The sequence below is a fragment of the Pseudoduganella sp. R-31 genome, assembly GCF_049913235.1.
Lineage (GTDB): Bacteria > Pseudomonadota > Gammaproteobacteria > Burkholderiales > Burkholderiaceae_D > Rugamonas.
This window is the reverse complement of the sequence record NZ_CP183986.1, coordinates 594,510-613,930: the sequence shown is the minus strand read 5'-3', so window position 1 is coordinate 613,930 and position 19,421 is coordinate 594,510. Positions and strand designations below refer to the sequence as shown.

Genomic DNA, 19,421 nt, shown 5'->3' with positions numbered 1-19,421 from the left:
TGCCCGGACCATGTACCATGTCACTTTTATTGCTGCTACGGAGTAACGCATGTATTTGGAAGAAGTAAAGACCATCCTGACCGATGTGCTGGCCCTCGGTCCCGCCGGACGCAGCCTGACCGAACACTCGGCCCTGCTGGGCAGCCTGCCCGAGCTCGATTCGATGGCCGTGGTACAACTGATCGGCGCCCTGGAAGAACAGTTCGGCTTCAGCATCGACGATGATGAAATCGACGCGGCCACCTTTGCCACCCTGGGCAGCCTGGCCGCCTTCGTGCAGCACAAGCTGACGGCGTAATGGCGGCGCCGGTACAGCCCCTGTTCCTCGGCCAGGGCGGCGCGGCCCGCTTCGGGCTGTACCATGCCCCGCAAGCCCCCTGCCGCGGCGCCTGGCTGTACCTGCCGCCGCTGGGCGAAGAAATGAACAAGGCGCGCCGCATGGCGGCGCTGCAGGCGGCTGCCCTGGCGCGCCAGGGGTATGCCGTGCTGCAGCTCGACCTGCACGGTTGCGGCGACAGCGCCGGCGATTTCGGCGACGCCAGCTGGGACAGCTGGCTGGCCGATGTCGCTGCCGGCTTGCAATGGCTGGCGGCCACCCTGGGGCCGGCGCTGGCGCAGCCGCCCGGCCTGTGGGGCCTGCGCCTGGGCGCCCTGCTGGCGCTCGACCATGCCAGCCGCGCCGCCGTCCCGCCTTCGGCGCTGCTGCTGTGGCAACCGGTGCTGCAGGGCAGCGCCCACCTGACCCAGTTCCTGCGCCTGAAAGTCGCCGCCCGGATGCTGGGCGAGCAGGCTGGCGAAGGCGGCACGGCCGCCTTGCGCGCCGCCCTGGCGCGCGGCGAAGCGCTGGAAATTGCCGGCTATACGCTGGCGCCGGCGCTGGCCCTGGGCTTCGACGGCCTGGATGCCAGCCGCCTGCCGCCGCCCTGCCCGGTGCACTGGTGCGAAGTGGTCGCGGACGCGGGCCGCCCGCTGCCGCCGGCGGCGGCACGCGTGCTGAAGGCCTGGCAGGAGGCCGGCGTCGTTGCCGCCACCCGCCTGGCACCCGGCCCCCAGTTCTGGGCCACCCAGGAGATCGCCGAAGCGCCGGCCCTGCTGGCTGCCACCTGCGCGCTGCTGGACGAGGCTTGCCATGCGTGACGACCAGGCCCTCAGCTTTGCCTGCGGCGGCGACACCCTGGTCGGCATCCTCAGCCCGGCGCCCGGCCCGGCCACGCGCGGCGTGCTGGTGATTGTCGGCGGGCCGCAGTACCGCGCCGGCAGCCACCGCCAGTTCACCCTGCTGGCGCGCCAGCTGGCCGCGCGCGGCATCCCGGTCTTGCGCTTCGATTATCGCGGCATGGGCGACAGCGACGGCGCCGCGCGCGGCTTCGAGCAGGTCGATGCCGATGTCGCTGCCGCCATCGACGCTTTCCAGGCTGCCGTGCCCGGCCTGCGCGAAGTGGTGCTGTGGGGCTTGTGCGACGGCGCCGCTGCCGCCCTGTTCTACGGCCATCGCGACGCGCGCGTGCGCGGCCTGGTGCTGCTCAATCCCTGGGCCCGCACGGCCGCCGGCCTGGCGCGCAGCACCCTCAAGCATTATTACTGGCAGCGCCTGTGCGATCCGGCCTTGTGGCGCAAGGTGGCCAGCGGCCGCTTTGCCGCCGGAGCCGCCTTGCGCTCCCTGCTCGGGATGCTGGGCGCGGCACGCCAGCCGGCGCCGGCCGCCGCCCCCGCGCAGGCGGCGCCGGCCATCCCGCGCGACGGCAGCGCGCCGCCGCTCAGTGCCGACTTGCCGGCGCGCCTGCTGGAGGCCATGCAGCGCTTCCGCGGCCGCGTCCTGTTCATTTTCAGTGGCGCCGACCTGACGGCGCAGGAGTTCCTCGACATGACCAAGGCTTCGCGCCGCTGGCAGCAATTGCTGGCGGGCCCCGCCGTGCAGCAGCATACGCTGGCCGGCGCCGACCACACCTTCTCCACCCGCGCCTGGCGCGACCAGGTGGCCGACTGGACTGCGCAATGGGTGCAGGCGTGGTAAAGCGCGTGCTGATGGTGGCGTTCCACTTCCCGCCGCTGCGCGGCAGCAGCGGCATCCAGCGCACGCTCAAGTTCGCCCAATACCTGCCGGCCCTGGGCTGGCAGCCGCTGGTGCTGTCGGCGCACCCGCGCGCCTACGTCAACCAGGGCCCGGACCAGCTGGCGGAAATCCCGCCGCAAGTGGTGGTCAAGCGCGCCTTCGCCCTCGATTCCGGGCGCCACCTGGCCTGGCGCGGCCGCTACCTGGGCTTTACGGCCTGGCCCGACCGCTTTGTCGGCTGGTGCCTGGGCGCCATTCCGGCCGGGCTGTCGCTGGTGCGGCAATACCGTCCGCAAGTGCTGTGGAGCACCCACCCGATCGCCAGCGCCATCCTGATCGGCCTGGTGCTCCACAAGCTGACCCGCCTGCCGTGGGTGGTCGATTTCCGCGACCCGATGACCGACACCAACTACCCGCGCGACGCACGCGTGCGCGCCATCTGGCGCTGGATCGAACGCAAGGCGGTGCACAACGCGGCGCTGGTGGTCTGCAATACACCGAGCGCGGTGGTGACCTATACCACGCGCTATCCGGAACTGCCGCGCAGCCGCTTCACCATGCTGGAGAACGGCTACGACGAGGAAAACTTCCGCAGCGCCGGCGCCCAGGCTGCCGGCCACGCGCGCCCGGCCGGCCAGCCCTTCACCCTGGTGCACAGCGGCATCATCTACCCCTCGGAACGCGACCCGGTGCCGCTGGTGCGCGCCCTGTCCGAACTGAAGGCGGCCGGCGCCATCGATGCCAGCCAGCTGCACATCGTGCTGCGCGCCACCGCCCACGACGACTACGTCAGCGCCCTGCTGGCCGAGCACGGGATCAGCGACCTGGTCAGCCTGGCGCCGCACGTGCCCTACCAGGCGGCGCTGGCGGAAATGCTGGCGGCCGACGGCTTGCTGGTGCTGCAGGCCAGCAATTGCAACCACCAGATCCCGGCCAAGCTGTATGAATACCTGCGCGCCGGCCGTCCGATCCTGGCCCTGACCGATGCCGTCGGCGATACCGCCGCCACCTTGCGCGCGGCCGGGGTCGATACCATCGCCCCGCTGGACGACAGCGAAGGCATCAAGCGCGGCCTGCTACACTTCCTGCAGCGGGCACGCGCCGGCCAGGCGCCCCTGCCGGCGCCGGCCGCCGTGGCCGCGGCATCGCGCCAGGCGCGCACCGTTGAACTGGCACGCATGCTCGACAGCGTGCTGCCCCAATCGCAGGCCCTGCCGGCCCCGGCCGGCTCCACGGAGGAAGTATGAAAACCCGTTTCCTGGCGCTGGCCGCCATCCTATACGCCATTGCCGTACCCGGCAGCGCCCGCATGGTCTGCGGCGAAGCCACCAATGGCCAGCACGACTTCCGCACCGTGCCGGATTACTTTATCAAGCTGGTGCATGCGCGCCACTTTACCGACGATATCGAGCAGGGCATCCGCGGCGAATCGAGCGTGCTCGGCGCCGACCTCGAATACACGCTGCTGCACATCCCCAACCATCCGCGGGCGCTGAACACCGCCTTGCGCCTGGCGCCGCGCAACCGCAGCGGCATCATCGAGGGCGCCAAGCTGCCGATCGAATGCTATTTCGAGCGTGCGGTACGCTTCTTCCCCGACGACAGCAACGCCTGGCTGATGTATGCGCGCTTTGCCTATGCCAAGGAGCGCCAGGGCCAGGCGATGGAAATGCTGCAAAAGGCACTCGAGCTGTCGCCGGAAGACCCGGCCATCAACTACAACATCGGCCTGATCTATGCCAAGCAGAAGAAGTTCGAGCAGGCCCTGCCTTATGCCCAGAAGGCTTACGCCCTGCAGTTCCCGCTGCCGGCACTGAAGCAGACCCTGGTCAAGGCCGGCAAATGGGTGGAACCGCCGCCAGCGCCGCCCGAAGAAAAGGCCGAGGTAGCGCCTGAAGGGGAAAGCAAGCCGGAAGCCAAGGGCGAGGACAAGGCCGGCAACAGCGCCGGCGAACCCGCCGGCGCCGCCGCCGCCCCGGCCTCGGCAGCCACTGCGCCAGCGCCCGTCAAGCCATGATGCGGCTGCTGGCGCGGCGCGGCGCGGCGTTCGCCGCCCTGCTGCTGCTGATGGCAGCTGCCAGCGTGTATCCGGCGCCGCGCCTGCCGCTGGCCATGCTGCTCAGCGGCTACATGGCGCTGCTGCTGTGGCGTCCGCAAGCCTGGCTGCTGGCCGTGCCGGCCCTGCTGCCAGTGCTGGACTTTGCCCCCTGGACCGGCTGGTTCTTCCTGGAAGAACTGGACTTGCTGCTGCTGGCCACCTGTGCCGCCGGCTATTGGGCCGTGGGACGCGCGCCCGCGCCCGCCAAGCTGCCCGGCCTGGCGCGCTTCGCGCTGGGCCTGTTCGCGCTGTGCTACCTGGTGGCGGCCTGGCGCGGCGTGATGCCGCTGGCGCCGCTCGATGCCAATGCCTTCGCCAACTACACCAGTCCCTATAATGGCTTGCGGGTGCTGAAAGGCGTGCTGTGGCCGCTGCTCTTGCTGCCGCTGCTGCGCGCAACCGCCGGCGAGCAGGGCAGCAACCTGCAGCGCCTGCTGGTGCCTGGCATGATCCTGGGCCTGGTGGCCTGCAGCCTGGCCGTGGTCTGGGAGCGCATGGCCTTCCCCGGCCTGTTCAATTTTTCCAGCGACTACCGCCCCACGGCGCCGTTTTCCGCCATGCATACCGGCGGCGCGGCGCTCGATGCCTACCTGGCGATGGCCTTCCCCTTCGTCACGCTCTGGCTGGTCAACCACCCGCCGCCGCGCCGCCTGGCGCTGGGGCTGGCGGCGCTGGGCCTGGGGCTGTTTGCCGGGCTGACCACCTTCTCGCGCGATATTTACCTGGCGTATGCCGCGGCCGGCGCCGTCATCGTGGGGCTGGGCTCGGCCCATCATTTGCGCGGCGGCACCCTGTCCCTGCGCAACATGGCAGCCGCCTTGATGCTGCTGGTGCTCAGCTATTGGGTACTGGGCCAGGTGTTTGTCCACGGCGGCTACCGCGGCCTGGGCGCTGCGCTGGGCTTGCTGGCCACCGCCCTGCTGCTGGGAGGCGCCGCGCCGCGCCTGCCCAAGCCGCCGGCGGCAGCCGGCCTGGGCCTGGTGCTGCTCTTGCTGGTGGGGCTGATCGGCATGCTCGGCTCGGCCAGTCCGCTGGCCAAGGGGCCCTACCTGGCATACGCCATCGCCCTGCTGTGCGCCGGCGGCGGGGCGGCCCTGCTGGCCGCCGGGCCGGCGCCGCAACGCCCCTGGGGCGTGCTGCTGCTGGCGGCCGCCCTGCCGGCGCAGGCGCTGGCGGCGGCCCTGGTGGCGCGCCATTATGGCGGCAACGAAGCCCTGCCCGGCATCGCCCTGGCCATCGTGCTGGCCCTGGCCATGGGCGCCGGCCGCCTGCTGCCGCAACGGCCATGGCAGCTCAACCGCGGCACCCTGACCGTGGGCTTCTTCAGCGCCATCGTGTTTGCGGCCCTGATACCGATTTCCAGCAGCTATTACACCGGCAGCCGCTTTGCCACCGTGGGCAACGACCTGGGCGTGCGCGTGGCGCACTGGAGCGATGCGCTGGGCATGATGGACGACACGGCCATGACGACCGCGTTCGGCCAGGGCCTGGGCCGCTTCCCGACTGCCTACATGTGGCACAACACGCAAGGCGAAGTGCCGGGCACGTTCAGCTATGCCGAAGAAGCGGGCAACCGCTTCCTGCTGCTGGGCGCAGCCCAGTATGCGCGCGGCTGGGGCGAGGTGCTGCGCATGCTGCAGCACGTCGATGTCCAGCCGGGCCAGCATTACCGCCTGCGGCTGGACATCCGGCGCAAGAGTGCCGACGCGCTGCCGGTGGCGATGGTGTGCCAGCGCTGGCTGATCTATCCGCAGGATTGCAGCGTGGTGAAATTCCAGGCCATGTCCCTGGTCGATGGCTGGCAAAGCGTGGAAGGCGAACTGCCGGTGCGCGGCGCACGCAGCAGCTGGGGCGCGCCGCTGGTGCTCGAGCTGTACAACCATTCGCACAAGGCGCCGCTGGAAGTCGACAATGTGAGCCTGGTGGAAGCCGGCACCGACCGCGAACTGATCCGTAATGGCAGCTTCAGCGGCGGCAACGATTTCTGGTTCTTCAGCAGCGACCGCAACCACATGCCCTGGCACGTGAAGAATTTCGCGGTCAACCAGCTGTTCGAGCTGGGCTGGGTGGGCGCGCTGGCCACCGCCTTCCTCTTGCTGGCACTGGGCGGACGGATGATGGCGCGCGGCCTGGCCGGCGACAGCTATGCCGCGGTCAGCTTGGCCGCGCTGACCGGCTGCATGATGGTGGGGCTGTTCGATTCCATCACCGACGTGCCGCGCCTGACCATCGTGTTCCTGCTGGTGGCCCTGGCGGGCAGCCTGAAGCCGGCGCGCAAGCGCATCAAGGTGCGCCGCCAGCGGGCCGAAGCCGAAGACGAGGGCGCCGACGCCGTCCCTGGCTGAGTAGCGGGGCGCGCCCGCTCAGGAGGAGGCCTTGATGGCGTGGCGCTCCAGCAAGTCGTACAGGGTCGGGCGCGACACGCCCAGCAGTTCGGAAGCCTTGACGATATTGCCTTCGACGCGGGCCAGCGCGCGCACGATGGCGCGGTATTCGGCTTCGTCGCGCACCTGGCGCAGGTTGAACGGCTCTTCCTCCACCGGCGCGCCCGACAGGCCGAGGTCGTCGGCCGTGATGGCCGGGCCGTCGGCCATGATGATGGCGCGCTTGATGCAGTTTTCCATTTCGCGCACATTGCCCGGCCAGTCATGGTGGGCAATCTGGGCCAGGGCGTCGGGGGAAAAGTGCAGGTTGCCGCGCCCTTCCTGGGCGCAGAAGCGGTTCTTGAAGTGCTGCGCCAGCAGCACCGAGTCGCCGTCGCGCTCGCGCAGCGGCGGGATGGTCAGCACGATTTCCGACAGGCGGTAATACAGGTCTTCCCGGAAGCGGCCGGCCTTCACCAGCTCTTTCAGGTTCTGGTGGGTGGCGCAGACGATGCGCACGTCGACCGGGATTTCCTCGTGGCCGCCGACGCGCTCGATCACGCGCTCCTGCAGGAAGCGCAGCAGCTTGGCTTGCAGCGGCATCGGCAGGTCGCCCACTTCGTCCAGGAAGAAGGTGCCGCCGTTGGCCGCTTCCACCTTGCCCTTGGTCTGCTTCACGGCGCCGGTGAAGGCGCCCTTCTCGTAGCCGAACAGCTCCGATTCGAGCAGGGTTTCGGGAATCGCCGCGCAGTTGATGGCCATGAAGCGTTCCTTGGCGCGCGGACTGCCCTGGTGCAGGGCGCGCGCGATGACTTCCTTGCCGGTGCCCGATTCGCCCAGCACCATGGTGGTGGCCGAGCTGGGCGCCACTTTTTCCACCTGGCGGCACACCTTCAGCATGCCGGGGTCGCGCGAGATGATGCCAGCCAGCGGGGTGTCGGCGCCGCCTTGCTGCATGCGGCGGTTTTCCTGCTGCAGGCCGTGCAGGAAGAAGGCGCGCCGGATTACCAGCGCCAGCAGTTCCGGTTCGCAGGGCTTCTGGTGGAAGTCGTAGGCGCCCATGGCAATCGCCTGCACCGCGTGCGCGCGGTCCTGGTTGCCGGTCAGGACGATGACCTTGGTGTCCGGCGCCAGCGCCAGGATCTGCTGCAGCGTGGCCAGGCCCTCGGTGGCGCCGTCCGGGTCGGGCGGCAGGCCGAGGTCCATGGTGCAGACGGCCGGCTCGTGGCGGCGCAACTGGGCCAGCGCCGCTTCGCGGTCGCCCGCCACGACCACGTCGTAGTCGTCGAAACTCCACTTGAGCTGCTTTTGCAGGCCGGGATCGTCTTCGATAATCAACAGCTTGGGTTTGCTCTGGCTCACAACAGGTCCTCGCGCCTTCAGGCGGCTTGTTCAATGGTTTGCTGGCGGTACAGCGGCAGGCTGACCGTGAATGTGGTGCCTTGTTCCGGCGTGCTGCGCACCTGCAGCGTTCCCCCCAGCTGGTGGATGTATTCCCGGCTTTCGAAGGCGCCGATGCCCATGCCGGCCGACTTGGTCGAATCGAAGGGCTTGAACAGGCGCTCGCGGATGAACTCTTCGCTCATGCCGCTGCCGGTGTCGGCCACTTCCACCAGCACGCTGTCGCCCTCGCGCGCCAGGCGCACGCACACCTTGCCGTCGCGCGGCGTGGCTTCGATGGCGTTCTGGATCAGGTGGCCCAGCACCCTTTCCAGGCGTTCGCCTTCGGCCAGCACTTTCAGGCCGGCATCGGCCAGCTGCAGCGACGGCTTGGGCTCGAAGGCGGCCTTCAGCGCCACGGCCTGCGCCAGCAAGGTGCCGAGGTCTTGCGGCACGGCGCGCTCGGGGGAAGCGGTACGGCTGAGCTTTTGCAGCATCAGTTTCATTTTTTGCACCGACAGGGTCACGGTCTCCATCATATCGCGTTGGAACTCGGGATTGTCGGCATGTTTTTCCGCATTGGCGGTCAGCAGCGACAGCTGCGCCACCAGGTTCTTCAGGTCGTGCACCACGAAGGTGGACAGGCGGTTGAACGAGTCGAACTGGCGCGCCAGCATCAGGGCATTGTCGGCCTCCTGCTGGGCCAGGTAGGAGGCGGCCTGGGTGCCGGCAATCTTCAGCAGATCCAGCACTTCCCAGTTGAGCTTGACTTCGCTGCGCGAGGCCATCAACACCACGAAGCCGGCCAGCCGGCCCTGCAGCAGGAGCGGCACCACCAGCCAGGCCTTGGGGAAGGCCAGCAGCCAGGCCGGCAACGGCACTTCCGGATCGTGCAAGTCGTGGGCGGCGACTTCCACCAGCCATTGCTTGCTTTCCATTAATCGGCAGAACGCCGAATCGGCCGGCTCGCTCGCCTGCTGGGCCTGCACATGCCAGGAGGCCAGCGGTTCGAAGCGCTGTTCGCGGCGTATCCACAGGGCGCCGCCCTGGCTCTCCACCAGCTCGGCCAGGGCGGAAATGGTGCGCTCGCCCAGGTTGGGTCCGGTAGCCGACAGGGTGCGGGTAAACGCCAGCCACTCTTCGCGGTAATCGTAGTTGTAGCGGTAGAAATGCTTGCTGATGAACACTTTCAGCCAGGCGCGGAAGGACCCCGAAAACAGCACGCCCGCCAGCAGGAAGGTGGCGCCAAACAGGAAGGCCAGCTGCATCAGGCCGCCCCAGGAGCCGCCCACGAAACGCAGGTAGTAGGCGGCCATGCTCATCGCCAGCAGGTAGACTGCCGAGCCCAGCAGCGCCGCCGAATGGAAGGCCACGCGGCGCGAGACGGCCAGCTGGGCCGGCCAGGAGGCGCGCCGCAACAGGGAAATCGCCAGCAGCGGTACGATCAGCGCATTGACCAGGCCGCGCGCCGCCCACAGCTCGGGATCGAGTTCGCGCAGCAGCAGCATATCGCTGTACAGGTAGAAATCGTAGGCAAACAGCGCACCCAGGCCGAGGCAGATGAATTTCATGGCCCACCGCACCTGCACGCTGCGGTCGCGGTAGAGCTGCTCCACCAGCAGCATGCCCAGCACCGCCATGCCAAGGCGGCCGATGGCCAGCACGTGGAAGCCCAGGCCGGCCGGCAGTTGCTGCGCCAGCAGGCTGGCCAGCAGCATGGCGCCATACACGGCGAGGCTGGCCTGGAAGGTGCGCGCACCGCGCTGCCACAGGCCCAGCATGGCCAGCAGCACGGCCGTCCAGGCCGCATTGCGCAGCCATTCGGCGCCGTGCAGCACCCACGGCGCCCACGGCACCACGGTGGCGCTGGCCATCACCGCACCCCACAGCACGGTCAGCAGCGAGGCCGTGGCCAGCACGCGCTGGTGCGGTCGCTGGTCCGGGCGCTGGCGCCAGCCGGTCAGGACCAGCACGCTAAATAACAGAAACGCCAGCGCAGCGCTGGCGTAACTGAAGGCGGTGATACTGGTCGGCATCAGGCCTCCATGTCCTTAACGGCCTCCCCTGAACATGACCACCTTGATGGTATCGATCAGGACCAGCACGTCGAGCAGCAGGCTGTTGTTCTTGACGTAGTACAGGTCGTACTGCAGTTTCTGCAGCGCGTCTTCGACCGTATCGCCATAGCCATAGCGCACCTGGGCCCAGCCGGTGATGCCTGGCTTGATGCTGTGGCGCACATTGTAATAAGGCACGCGCTCCGTCAGTTGCTCGACGAAGTAAGGACGCTCGGGGCGCGGGCCGACGAAGGACATCTCGCCCTTCAGCACATTGAGGATCTGCGGCAGTTCGTCAATACGCAGCTTGCGGATGATATTGCCCACGCGCGTGATGCGCGGGTCGTTCTTGGCGGCCCACTGCGGCGTGCCGTTCTTTTCCGCGTTCTTGAACATGCTGCGGAATTTCAGGACGCGGAACACGCGGCCATCCATGCCCACCCTTTCCTGCGAATAGAAGATCGGCGCGCCATCCTCGATCACGATGGCAATCGCGGTCAGGATCATGACCGGCAGGGACACCACCAGCAGCGATACGCTGGCCAGCACATCCACCGCGCGCTTCATGAAGGTGCGCATGAAGCTCTGGTCGAAGCCGCCGCCGAACACCAGCCAGGAAGGCTGCACCGATTCCACGCGGATCTGGTAGGTTTCGCGCTCGAAGAAGGTGGCGGCATCGGTGACCTGGATGCCATACAGCTTGCATTCGAGCAGTTCCTTGATCGGGAAGGCGCCGCCGCGGCGGTTCTGCACCGAGACCACGATTTCCGATACGCGCTGGGCGTTTGCCAGCGCTACCAGCGAACCGCCCTCAGGCAGGCGCAGCAGCTGGTTCTGCGCCACGCAGATTTCTTCCGAGGGCACCGCGACATAGCCGGCCACGTCGTAGCGGCGGTAGTTGGTCTCGCGCGTGGCCAGCTCGCCGCATTCCTTGGCCAGGGCGCCGCCGCCGAGGAAGATGATGCGGGTGGCAAGGAAATGCGTGCGCGATGTCTTCATGAACATGGCGCGCGCCAGCAGGATGCCGGCGCCGGAAATGATGAACACCAGCACCAGGATGCCGCGCCCGAAATACAGGTCGGGCGCCAGGTAGAACACCAGGGTCAGGATGCAAAAGCCCATGGCGAAGGAAGGCATCAATTGCAGGAAGAAGGGATTGCGCAAGCCTTCCTGGAAATTGATCTGGTACATGCCCAGCGCAGACATGCTGAACACGATGGCGGCCGCAAAAATGCAGGCCGACATGAAGAAGTGGTCGAGCTTCGGTATGGCGAACTGGTCACCGTCGAAAAAACGCAGGCCAGCACCAGCGTAGAACGAGCCAATCAGGATCAACACCTCCAGGAAAAGCAGGCTGAAGACAACCTTGGAAATGTAGTGATTGGAAATTCTTAGCATTTTTATTCCCTCCCGCTTTGCTGCGCATGCCGGCCGTGAAAGCGCGCGGAGCCTTCCGGCCATGTCTCGTTAACTGTCTTGCGGGGCCAGGTGGCGGACATACCAATCCATGGCCTCCTTCAACCCCTCGCCGATACGGTGCGATGGATCGAACCCCAAAAGCTCGCGCGCCTTGGTGATATCGGCCTGCGAATGGCGCACGTCGCCGGCCCGGAATTCCTGGTATTGCGCCTGGTGCTGGAGCAGGTGCGGGAAACGCTCCTGCAGCAGCTCGCGCATCATCAGGTACAGTTGGTTGAGGCTGGTGCGCTCATTGAGCGCGACGTTGTACACCTGGTTGGCAGCGCCCGGCTTGTCGGCCATGGCTGCCAGCAGGTTCGCTTGCACCACGTTGTCGATGAAGCAGAAATCGCGGCTGGTTTCGCCGTCGCCGTTGATGAACAGGGGACGGTTGCGGATCAGGGCCGACACCCACTGCGGTATCACTGCCGCATAGGCGCCTTCCGGATCCTGGCGCGGCCCGAACACATTGAAGTAGCGCAGGCCGATGGTTTCCATGCCATAGGTGCGCGCGAAGACATCGGCGTACAGTTCATTGGCATACTTGGTGACGGCATAGGGCGACAGCGGCCGGCCGATGGTGTCTTCCACTTTCGGCAGCGCGGGATGGTCGCCGTAAGTGGAACTGGACGCGGCGTAGACGAAGCGCTTCACTTTCGCGTCGCGCGCCGCCACCAGCATGTTCAGGAAACCGGTCACATTGGTGCCGTGGGTCAGCAGCGGATCGTCGATCGAGCGGCTGACCGACCCCAGTGCGGCCTGGTGCAGGACGAAATTAATCGGCAAACCCGCTTTGCCGGCGCAGGCTTGCTGGCAGGTCGCCAGGTCGCGGATATCGCCTTCGATAAAGGTAAACGAAGCCCAGGCCGCGGAACCGACCGCTTCGCGCACCTGGTCCAGGTTGTGCTGGTGGCCGGTGGCGAAGTTGTCCAGGCCCGTGACCTGCTGGCCGAGCTTGAGCAGCGCCTCCACCAGGTTGGAGCCGATGAATCCGGCGGCACCCGTCACCAGCCAATGGTATCGCTGGCCACGCAAGTGCAGCCGCACGTCGTCAAACTTGCCCACTACAGCCCTCCCAGGCTTCCCTGATATTTTTCTTACAGGCGCCAGACGCTGTATCCAGCTTCTTCCAGGCCTGCCATATTGAATGCCGATTTCACGTCGATGAAGACGCCGCCCGGGTTCAGCTTGGCCGACAGGTCGGCCAGCGACAGCGCCAGCAATTCCTTGTGCGACACTGCCGCCACCACCGCATCGGCTTGCGGCAGGCTGTCCCAGCTTTCCAGGCGAATACCATATTCGTGCACCGATTCTTCCGAATCGGCTACCGGGTCGTGCACATGCACGTCCAGGCCATACGACTTCAGTTCAAACACCACGTCCGCCACCTTCGAATTGCGCAAGTCCGGGCAGTTTTCCTTGAAGGTCAGGCCCAGCACGTTCACTTTCGCGCCCTTGATGTGGCAGCCCGCCGCGATCATCTGCTTGACGGTCTTCTCGGCCACGAACTTGGCCATGCCGTCGTTGATGCGGCGCCCCGCCAGGATCACCTGCGGGTGGTAGCCGATCATGTCGGCCTTGTGGGTCAGGTAGTAAGGATCGACGCCGATGCAGTGGCCGCCAACCAGGCCGGGACGGAAAGGCAGGAAATTCCACTTGGTGCCAGCCGCCTGCAGCACTTCCAGCGTATCGATGCCGATCTTGTCGAAGATGATTGCCAGCTCGTTCATCAGCGCGATATTCAGGTCGCGCTGTGTATTTTCGATCACCTTGGCCGCTTCCGCAACTTTCACGCTGGAAGCCCGGTATACCCCAGCCGTCACTATCGATTCATATAGTTTAGCAACCTCTTCGAGCGTTGCAGGATTATCTCCCGAAACCACCTTCAGGATGGTGGTCAGGCGGTGCTGCTTGTCGCCTGGATTGATACGTTCAGGGGAGTAGCCGACATTGAAATCTTGCGGCCATTTCAGGCCGGAATGCTTTTCCAGCACGGGGATGCAGACTTCTTCGGTGGCGCCCGGGTAGACCGTCGATTCGTACACGACGATGGCGCCCTTCTTCATGTACTTGCCGACCGTGGTCGAGGCGCCGACCAGCGGGCTGAAATCGGGCGAATGGGCATTGTCGACCGGGGTCGGCACGGCCACCACGATGTAATCGGCTTCGGCCAGGGCGGCCGGATCGTAGGTCACGTGCAACCGGGTCGCTTCGCGCAATTCCGCTTCCGACACTTCGCCGGTCGGATCGCAGAACTGGCGGTAATTCTCGATCTTGGACTGCGACAGGTCAAAACCGATAGTCTTGCGTTTCTTGCCGAACTCAACAGCCAGCGGCAGGCCGACATAGCCGAGGCCAACTACAGCAACTACCTTTGTGTCATCCATGTTTAGTTCCTGATCAGAATTACTTATTACACTTATGCTAACCATATAACAGCTGCCTGCCAACTACAATGCTGGGTTCACAATGAACGCCCGATTTCCAGGGGAAAACCGGCCGCATGCAGTCGCTTTCGCTCTGCGCGCATTTAACATTTCTTTGTGGAACAGTTGGATCGGCGCCACGGTCAGCATTGACTTGGCCGTCAACTTTATTGCAATTGTGGCATTCATTGTCAATTTTACACCACGATGGCCCGCCTGTCACAGCCTTTATGCGAGTTACCCCTCGGCAAAGGCTTTTCCGCGACAGCCCAGGCTGCGCTCAGGCCGCGATCCGGGACTGCAGCCTGGACTGGGGCGCTTCCATGCGGCACCACAGTTCGAACTCGACGATATCGAACAGCGGGATGGCAGGCTCGGCCTCGTCGGCCTTCATGCGGTCGAGTTTTTGCAGCAAGGCCGGCACGTTGTAGATGCCGCGTTCGCGCGCGGCCCGGCTGGCGAGCAGGTCGCGCGCCATTTCATACATGGCGCCGCACAGCCAGCGGCGCGATGGCACCGGGAAGCCCATCTTGTCGACGCGCGTGCGCACCAGCTCGGGAATCCGGCCGCGCAGGGCCTCGCGCTGCACGTACTTGTTCCAGTGGCCGCGCATATGCCACTCGTCCGGCAACTGGAACAGCAATTCCACTAGGCGGTAGTCGAGGAAGGGCACCCGTCCTTCGATCGAATGGGCGCTGGCGTTGCGGTCTTCCACCCGCAGGAACAGCGGCAGGGGCGCCACCGTGACCGCGTTGCTGAGCGTGGCCGGCAGGCGCTGGTCGCGCGCCGCCGGCTGCGGCAGGGCATGGCGGCACAGCTCCGGCTGCAGCCACGGACTGGCGCCGGCGGCAGCACCGGCACGCCGCAGCGCCAGTGCGCGGTAGGGCGGCAGCGCAGAGAGCGCGTTGCGCAGGCCCAATTCGAGCTGGGCGCGGAAATGCCGGCCGGTGGCGCCGCCGTGGTGGCGCACAAAGGCAGCCATCTCGTTCCAGGCCTGGAGTGGCCGGCCGGCGCGCATCAGGCTGTGCCAGTAATGGCGGAAAAATGCCGGGTAACCGGCTGCCGTCTCGTCGGCGCCCTGCCCGTTCAGCACGACCTTGACGCCGCGCGCGGCGGTCTGCTTCATGAGCTGGAAGCTGACCGCCGCCGCCATCGAATGCACCGGTTCGTCCTGGTGCCAGAGCAGTTGCGGCAAATCGTCCCAGATCTGGCGCGCGTTCGCATGCAGCGGTTCCATGAGGGCGCCGGTCTCGGCCAGCGTGGCGTCGATGTAGCGGCGCTCGTCAAAGTCCTCGTCCATGAAGCTGAAGGTGCGCAGCGGGTCGCTGGCGCCGTCGGCGGCACGGATGCGCGCCGCCTCGCACAGGATGGCGCTGGAATCGAGGCCGCCCGACAGGTGCACGGCAACCGGCACGTCGCTGCGCATATGCAGGCGCATGGCATCTTCGAACAGGGCTGCGTACTCGCCGGCCGGGTCGGCCACATGGCGCGGCGCGATCTGCGCCACGCTCCAGTAGCTCCACTCGCGGTAGCTGCCGTCCAGGCCCAGTTCGAAGGCACAGCCGGCCCCGACCGGGAGAATCTGCTGGTAGAACGACGCCTGGCCGGAGTCCAGCGCCTGCGCCCCATGCACCAGGAAATCGGCCGCCACCTGCCAGTTGGTCTCCACGCTGACGCGGCCCGAGTCGCGAATGGCCTTGATTTCCGAGGCGAACATCACCTGCGAGCTGTCCTGGTAGCGGTACAGGGGCTTGATGCCGAAGCGGTCGCGGGCGCCGAACACATGGTTGCGGCGCCGGTCATGGATCAGGAAGGCCCACATGCCGTTCAGGCGCGACAGGCATTGCTGGCCCCACTGCTGGTAGGCGTGCAGCAGGACTTCGGTATCGCTGCGGGAGCGGAACTGGTGGCCCAGGCCCTCCAGCTCGCGCCGCAATTCGAGGTAGTTGTAGATTTCGCCGTTGAAGACGATGGTCAGGCTGGCATCGGGCAAGCTCATCGGCTGGTGGCCGGCCAGGGACAGGTCCAGGATGGCCAGGCGCCGGAAACCAAAGCCAAGCGGCCCGGCCAGGTAATGGCCTTCGTCATCCGGCCCGCGATGCCAGATCAGGTCGCTCATCCGCTTCAGCAGAGCCAGCTCGGCAGGACGGCCGTTGGTGTTGAGCACTGCTACCAGTCCACACATAGTCAACTCTTTCGCAAGGACACGCCCAGCTTCGGAGCAGGCAAATGTTGTGATTACCGGCAGTTATCATATATTACCCACAATAAACGTCAATATCAAAGAGGAAACATAGTTTTCTTTTTACTATTGCAGGATGAGGGTCGCGTGCGGCGTGGACGCGCTGCGCGCCGCGATCTGTTTCAGCTTGAACACGGCAATGGCTTGTGCCACCCATTCGGCCTGGCGCGCCAGGCTGCTGGCAGCCGCTGCCGCTTGCTCGACCAGGGCGGCATTCTGCTGCGTGATGCCGTCGATATGCACCACGGCCTGGTTGACCTGGCCGATGCCGCGGCTCTGCTCCTGGGTGGCATGGTGGATTTCGTCCATGACGCGGGTAACGCGGCCGACCGACTCGATCACTTCGCTCATGGTGGCGCCGGCGTTGCTGGTCAGCCTGGCGCCGGCGTCGACTTTCGCGATCGAACTGTCGATCAGCTGCTTGACCTCCTTGGCGGCCGTGGCCGAACGCTGGGCCAGGCTGCGCACTTCGGTGGCGACCACGGCAAAGCCCTTGCCATGCTCGCCGGCGCGGGCCGCTTCCACGGCGGCATTCAGGGCCAGGATATTGGTCTGGAAGGCAATGCTGTCGATCATGCCGATAATGTCGAGGATCCTGCGCGACGACTGGCTGATGTCGTCCATCGTCTGCACCACTTGCGAGACGATGGAGCCGCCGGCTGCAGCCACGCTGGAAGCCTGGCCGGCCAGTTCATTGGCGCTGTGCACGCTGGCCGCGCTCTGCTGCACATTGCTGGTCAGCTGCTCCATGCTGGCCGCCGTCTGTTGCAAGCTCGAAGCCTGCGATTCGGTACGGCCGGACAGGTCGAGGTTGCCGCTGGCGATTTCGCTGGTGGCTGTCTGGATCTCGTCGAAGTTGCTGCGCACATCGCCGATGATGCTGTGCAGGTTGACATTGGTCTGGCGCAGCGCTGCCAGCAACTGCCCCATTTCATTGTCGGCGCCGATCTCGAGGACACCGGTCAGGTCGCCGCCGGCCATCTTGCGCGCAAAGCCCGTCGCCTGGCGCAGCGGCTGCACGATGGCGCGCTGCAGCGCATACCAGAAGGCCAGCGTGAAGACGCTGAAGGCGGCATTGGCGAGCGTCATCCACAGCGGAGCGCCCTGCACCGCGCCGGACACGGCGAGCAGGGCCAGGAAGCCGCTCAGCGCACCCATGCCGATGCCGATCAGCCTGGCCAGCGAGAGCTCGCGCAAGCGGCCGGCCCAGTGGCGCCAGCCCGGCCGGCGCAGGCGGCCGCGTTCCAGGCGCAGGCGGCGCGGATTGCCTTCGCGCAGTTCGCGGTAAAGATGGTCGGCCTGCGCCACCTGTTCGCGGCTGGGCTTGCTGCGCACCGACATATAGCCGACCGGGCGGCCGGCCTCGATCACCGGCGTCACGTTGGCGTACACCCAGTAGAAGTCGCCGTTCTTGCAGCGGTTCTTGACCATGCCGCTCCACGGCATGCCGGCCCTGATGGTGGCCCACAGGTCGGCAAACGCCTCGGCCGGCATGTCCGGATGGCGCAGGACATTCTGCGGCGCGCCGATCAGCTCCTCTTCAGTAAAGCCGCTGACTTCGATGAAGTAGGGATTGGCGTAGGTGATCTTGCCCTTCAGGTCCGTGGTCGAGACGATGGTCTTGCCGTCGTCCAGGATGAACTCCTGGCTGGTGACAGGGGTGTTGAGGCGCATGGCAGTGCTCCTTGTTCGGCAATCTACAGGGGAGAATTGGCACGAACCGGGAGCGGGGGTCCGCATGGCCTGGCGGGACGCAAGCGGGCGTCCCTGGCCATATCATGCAGTCAAGTATAGGAAGATGATGCGCTGCGGAAACTCACCAAAAATTGTAATAGGAAAATTCAATGAGCTGCTGTGGCGTATTTGCCATCACGCCGGGCTGCGACGGCGCAGCACGCCGCGTACCTCGGCCACCATGCTGCGGTTGAAGAGCAGGCTGGCCAGGCCATAGGCCAGCATGCCGCCCAGTACTTCGGCCACCAGGGCCCAGGCGCGCGCCTGTGCCGCCAGCGGTGTACGCAACAGGGTGACGGCGCCGAACATCAGGGCAGCGCACAACAGCGCCGGCCCGGTGCGGCGCGCCACCGCCTCCGCCCCGACGCCGATGGCGGCCAGCATGCTGCGCATATTGATGAAGAGCACCACCGGGTAGGCCAGCAGCCAGGCATAGGCCACGCCCTGGATGCCCCAACGCGTGCCGAGGTAGAAGGCGGGCGGCATCACGATGCAGGACAGCAGCACATTGCGGAAATTGATGCCCGGCTGGCCGAGCGCATCGGTGACGGTCGGCAGCATCTGGGCCAGGGTGCGGAAGGGCATGATCAGGCACAGCACCTGCAGCGGCAGCACGGCGCCTTCCCAGCCCTTGCCGAGCACCACGCTCACCAGTTCCGGCGCCACGCTGGCCATGCCCCACAGGATGGGAAAGGACAGCAGGCTGATATAGCCCAGCAGCTGCAGCACGCCGGCGCGGATGGCCGGCAAGTCGTGCTGGGTGCGCGACAGGATGGGGAACAGCACCTGGTTCAGGATGCCTGCCATGCGCTGCACCGGCAGCGAAGCCAGGTGCATCGAGACCGAGTACCAGCCCAGCGCTTGGTCGCCCAGCACGCGGCCGACGATGGCCACGTCGGCCTGCATGAAGCTGTACCACAACAGGCGGGTGGCGGTCAGGCTGCCGCCAAAGCCGAGCAATTTGCCCATCCCTGCCAGGGACCAGTCCGGCCGCGGCTGGCCGGGCGCGCACCAGTTCAGCGCCCCCATGCGCCAGGTCTGGGTGGCCAGCATGCCGGCCACCAGCGACCACACGCCGGCGCCAGACAGTGCCATGAACAGCGTCGCTTGCGAGCCGACCAGGGCGGCACTCAGTTCGACCAGCGAACGCTGCTTGTACTCCAGGCGGCGCTGCAAGCGCACATCGGGAATAATCGCCAGCGGCAGCAGCAGGAATTGCACGGACAGCACATGCAATAGCGGCTGCAGCCGCACTTCACCGTAGAAGGCGGCCACCAGCGGCGCCAATGCATTGGTCAGCAGGAAAAGCACGAGGTTGACCAGCCAGACCACGCCCATGGCTTGCCGCAGGTCCTGTTCGCTGATCTCCTTGCGCTGGATCAGGGCCGGGCCCAGGCCCACCTCGGCAAACATGCCAAGCAGGCCCAGCACGACGGTGCACATGGCCAGCAAGCCGTAATCGGAAGGCGCCAGCAGGCGCATGACGAAGATCGTCACGCCCCAGGTAATCAGTTGCGAGCCCAGCTTGGCCCCTGCCACCCACTTCACGCCACGCGCCAGCTCAGTTTGGAATTTCATCGGTAGTCGAGGCAATCATGGCGAGGCAGGGA

General features: G+C 66.4%; 14 protein-coding genes. 6 read left to right on the top strand and 8 right to left on the bottom strand.

What is annotated here, in order from left to right; genetic code table 11:
* Window positions 1-49 precede the first annotated feature (49 nt).
* Genes ACN9MY_RS02820 through ACN9MY_RS02795 form a run of 6 tightly spaced genes read left to right on the top strand, consistent with a single transcriptional unit; the run spans window position 50 to window position 6,496 of the window.
* A complete protein-coding gene (locus ACN9MY_RS02820) occupies window positions 50-298 on the top strand; it encodes an acyl carrier protein (RefSeq protein ID WP_426167273.1) in 249 nt (82 codons plus the stop codon).
* The gene (locus ACN9MY_RS02815; RefSeq protein WP_426320368.1) at window positions 298-1,137 is read left to right on the top strand and encodes a hydrolase 2, exosortase A system-associated; all 840 of its coding nucleotides are present in this window, start codon (window positions 298-300) and stop codon (window positions 1,135-1,137) included. Before ACN9MY_RS02820 ends, ACN9MY_RS02815 begins: the two co-directional genes overlap by 1 nt.
* Window positions 1,130-2,014, top strand: a complete 885-nt coding sequence (locus ACN9MY_RS02810; RefSeq protein ID WP_426320366.1) for a hydrolase 1, exosortase A system-associated — start codon at window positions 1,130-1,132, stop codon at window positions 2,012-2,014. The genes ACN9MY_RS02815 and ACN9MY_RS02810 overlap by 8 nt, the downstream gene beginning before the upstream one ends.
* On the top strand, window positions 1,996-3,300 hold the full coding sequence (locus ACN9MY_RS02805) for a glycosyltransferase (RefSeq protein ID WP_426320364.1): 1,305 nt from the start codon (window positions 1,996-1,998) through the stop codon (window positions 3,298-3,300). The genes ACN9MY_RS02810 and ACN9MY_RS02805 overlap by 19 nt, the downstream gene beginning before the upstream one ends.
* A complete protein-coding gene (locus ACN9MY_RS02800) occupies window positions 3,297-4,070 on the top strand; it encodes a tetratricopeptide repeat protein (protein ID WP_426167265.1) in 774 nt (257 codons plus the stop codon). Before ACN9MY_RS02805 ends, ACN9MY_RS02800 begins: the two co-directional genes overlap by 4 nt.
* Window positions 4,067-6,496, top strand: coding sequence for a hypothetical protein (locus ACN9MY_RS02795; protein ID WP_426320362.1), 2,430 nt, complete (start codon window positions 4,067-4,069; stop codon window positions 6,494-6,496). The genes ACN9MY_RS02800 and ACN9MY_RS02795 overlap by 4 nt, the downstream gene beginning before the upstream one ends.
* Before the next feature lie 18 nt (window positions 6,497-6,514).
* Here ACN9MY_RS02795 and prsR read toward each other — a convergent pair whose 3' ends face one another.
* The 8 genes from prsR to ACN9MY_RS02755 form a co-directional block, all read right to left on the bottom strand.
* Window positions 6,515-7,876 carry a PEP-CTERM-box response regulator transcription factor gene (gene prsR, locus ACN9MY_RS02790; protein ID WP_426167261.1) on the bottom strand — a complete coding sequence of 454 codons (1,362 nt, stop codon included), beginning with the start codon at window positions 7,874-7,876 and terminating at the stop codon, window positions 6,515-6,517.
* A 17-nt stretch (window positions 7,877-7,893) separates the two neighbouring features.
* Window positions 7,894-9,930 (bottom strand): XrtA/PEP-CTERM system histidine kinase PrsK, encoded by a 2,037-nt coding sequence (gene prsK / locus ACN9MY_RS02785; protein WP_426167259.1) that lies wholly within the window; start codon window positions 9,928-9,930, stop codon window positions 7,894-7,896.
* A 15-nt stretch (window positions 9,931-9,945) separates the two neighbouring features.
* Complete coding sequence (locus tag ACN9MY_RS02780) at window positions 9,946-11,349, bottom strand: TIGR03013 family XrtA/PEP-CTERM system glycosyltransferase (protein WP_426167257.1); 1,404 nt, start codon at window positions 11,347-11,349, stop codon at window positions 9,946-9,948.
* Between the two features lie 69 nt (window positions 11,350-11,418).
* Window positions 11,419-12,474: an SDR family oxidoreductase gene (locus ACN9MY_RS02775; RefSeq protein WP_426167255.1), complete on the bottom strand. Its 1,056-nt coding sequence runs from the start codon at window positions 12,472-12,474 to the stop codon at window positions 11,419-11,421.
* A gap of 32 nt (window positions 12,475-12,506) precedes the next feature.
* The gene (locus ACN9MY_RS02770; RefSeq protein ID WP_426167253.1) at window positions 12,507-13,796 is read right to left on the bottom strand and encodes a nucleotide sugar dehydrogenase; all 1,290 of its coding nucleotides are present in this window, start codon (window positions 13,794-13,796) and stop codon (window positions 12,507-12,509) included.
* 319 nt (window positions 13,797-14,115) lie between these two features.
* On the bottom strand, window positions 14,116-16,020 hold the full coding sequence (asnB, locus tag ACN9MY_RS02765) for an asparagine synthase (glutamine-hydrolyzing) (protein WP_426167251.1): 1,905 nt from the start codon (window positions 16,018-16,020) through the stop codon (window positions 14,116-14,118).
* 123 nt (window positions 16,021-16,143) lie between these two features.
* Complete coding sequence (locus ACN9MY_RS02760; protein ID WP_426320358.1) at window positions 16,144-17,751, bottom strand: methyl-accepting chemotaxis protein; 1,608 nt, start codon at window positions 17,749-17,751, stop codon at window positions 16,144-16,146.
* A 195-nt stretch (window positions 17,752-17,946) separates the two neighbouring features.
* On the bottom strand, window positions 17,947-19,389 hold the full coding sequence (locus ACN9MY_RS02755) for a lipopolysaccharide biosynthesis protein (protein ID WP_426320356.1): 1,443 nt from the start codon (window positions 19,387-19,389) through the stop codon (window positions 17,947-17,949).
* Window positions 19,390-19,421: the final 32 nt, after the last annotated feature.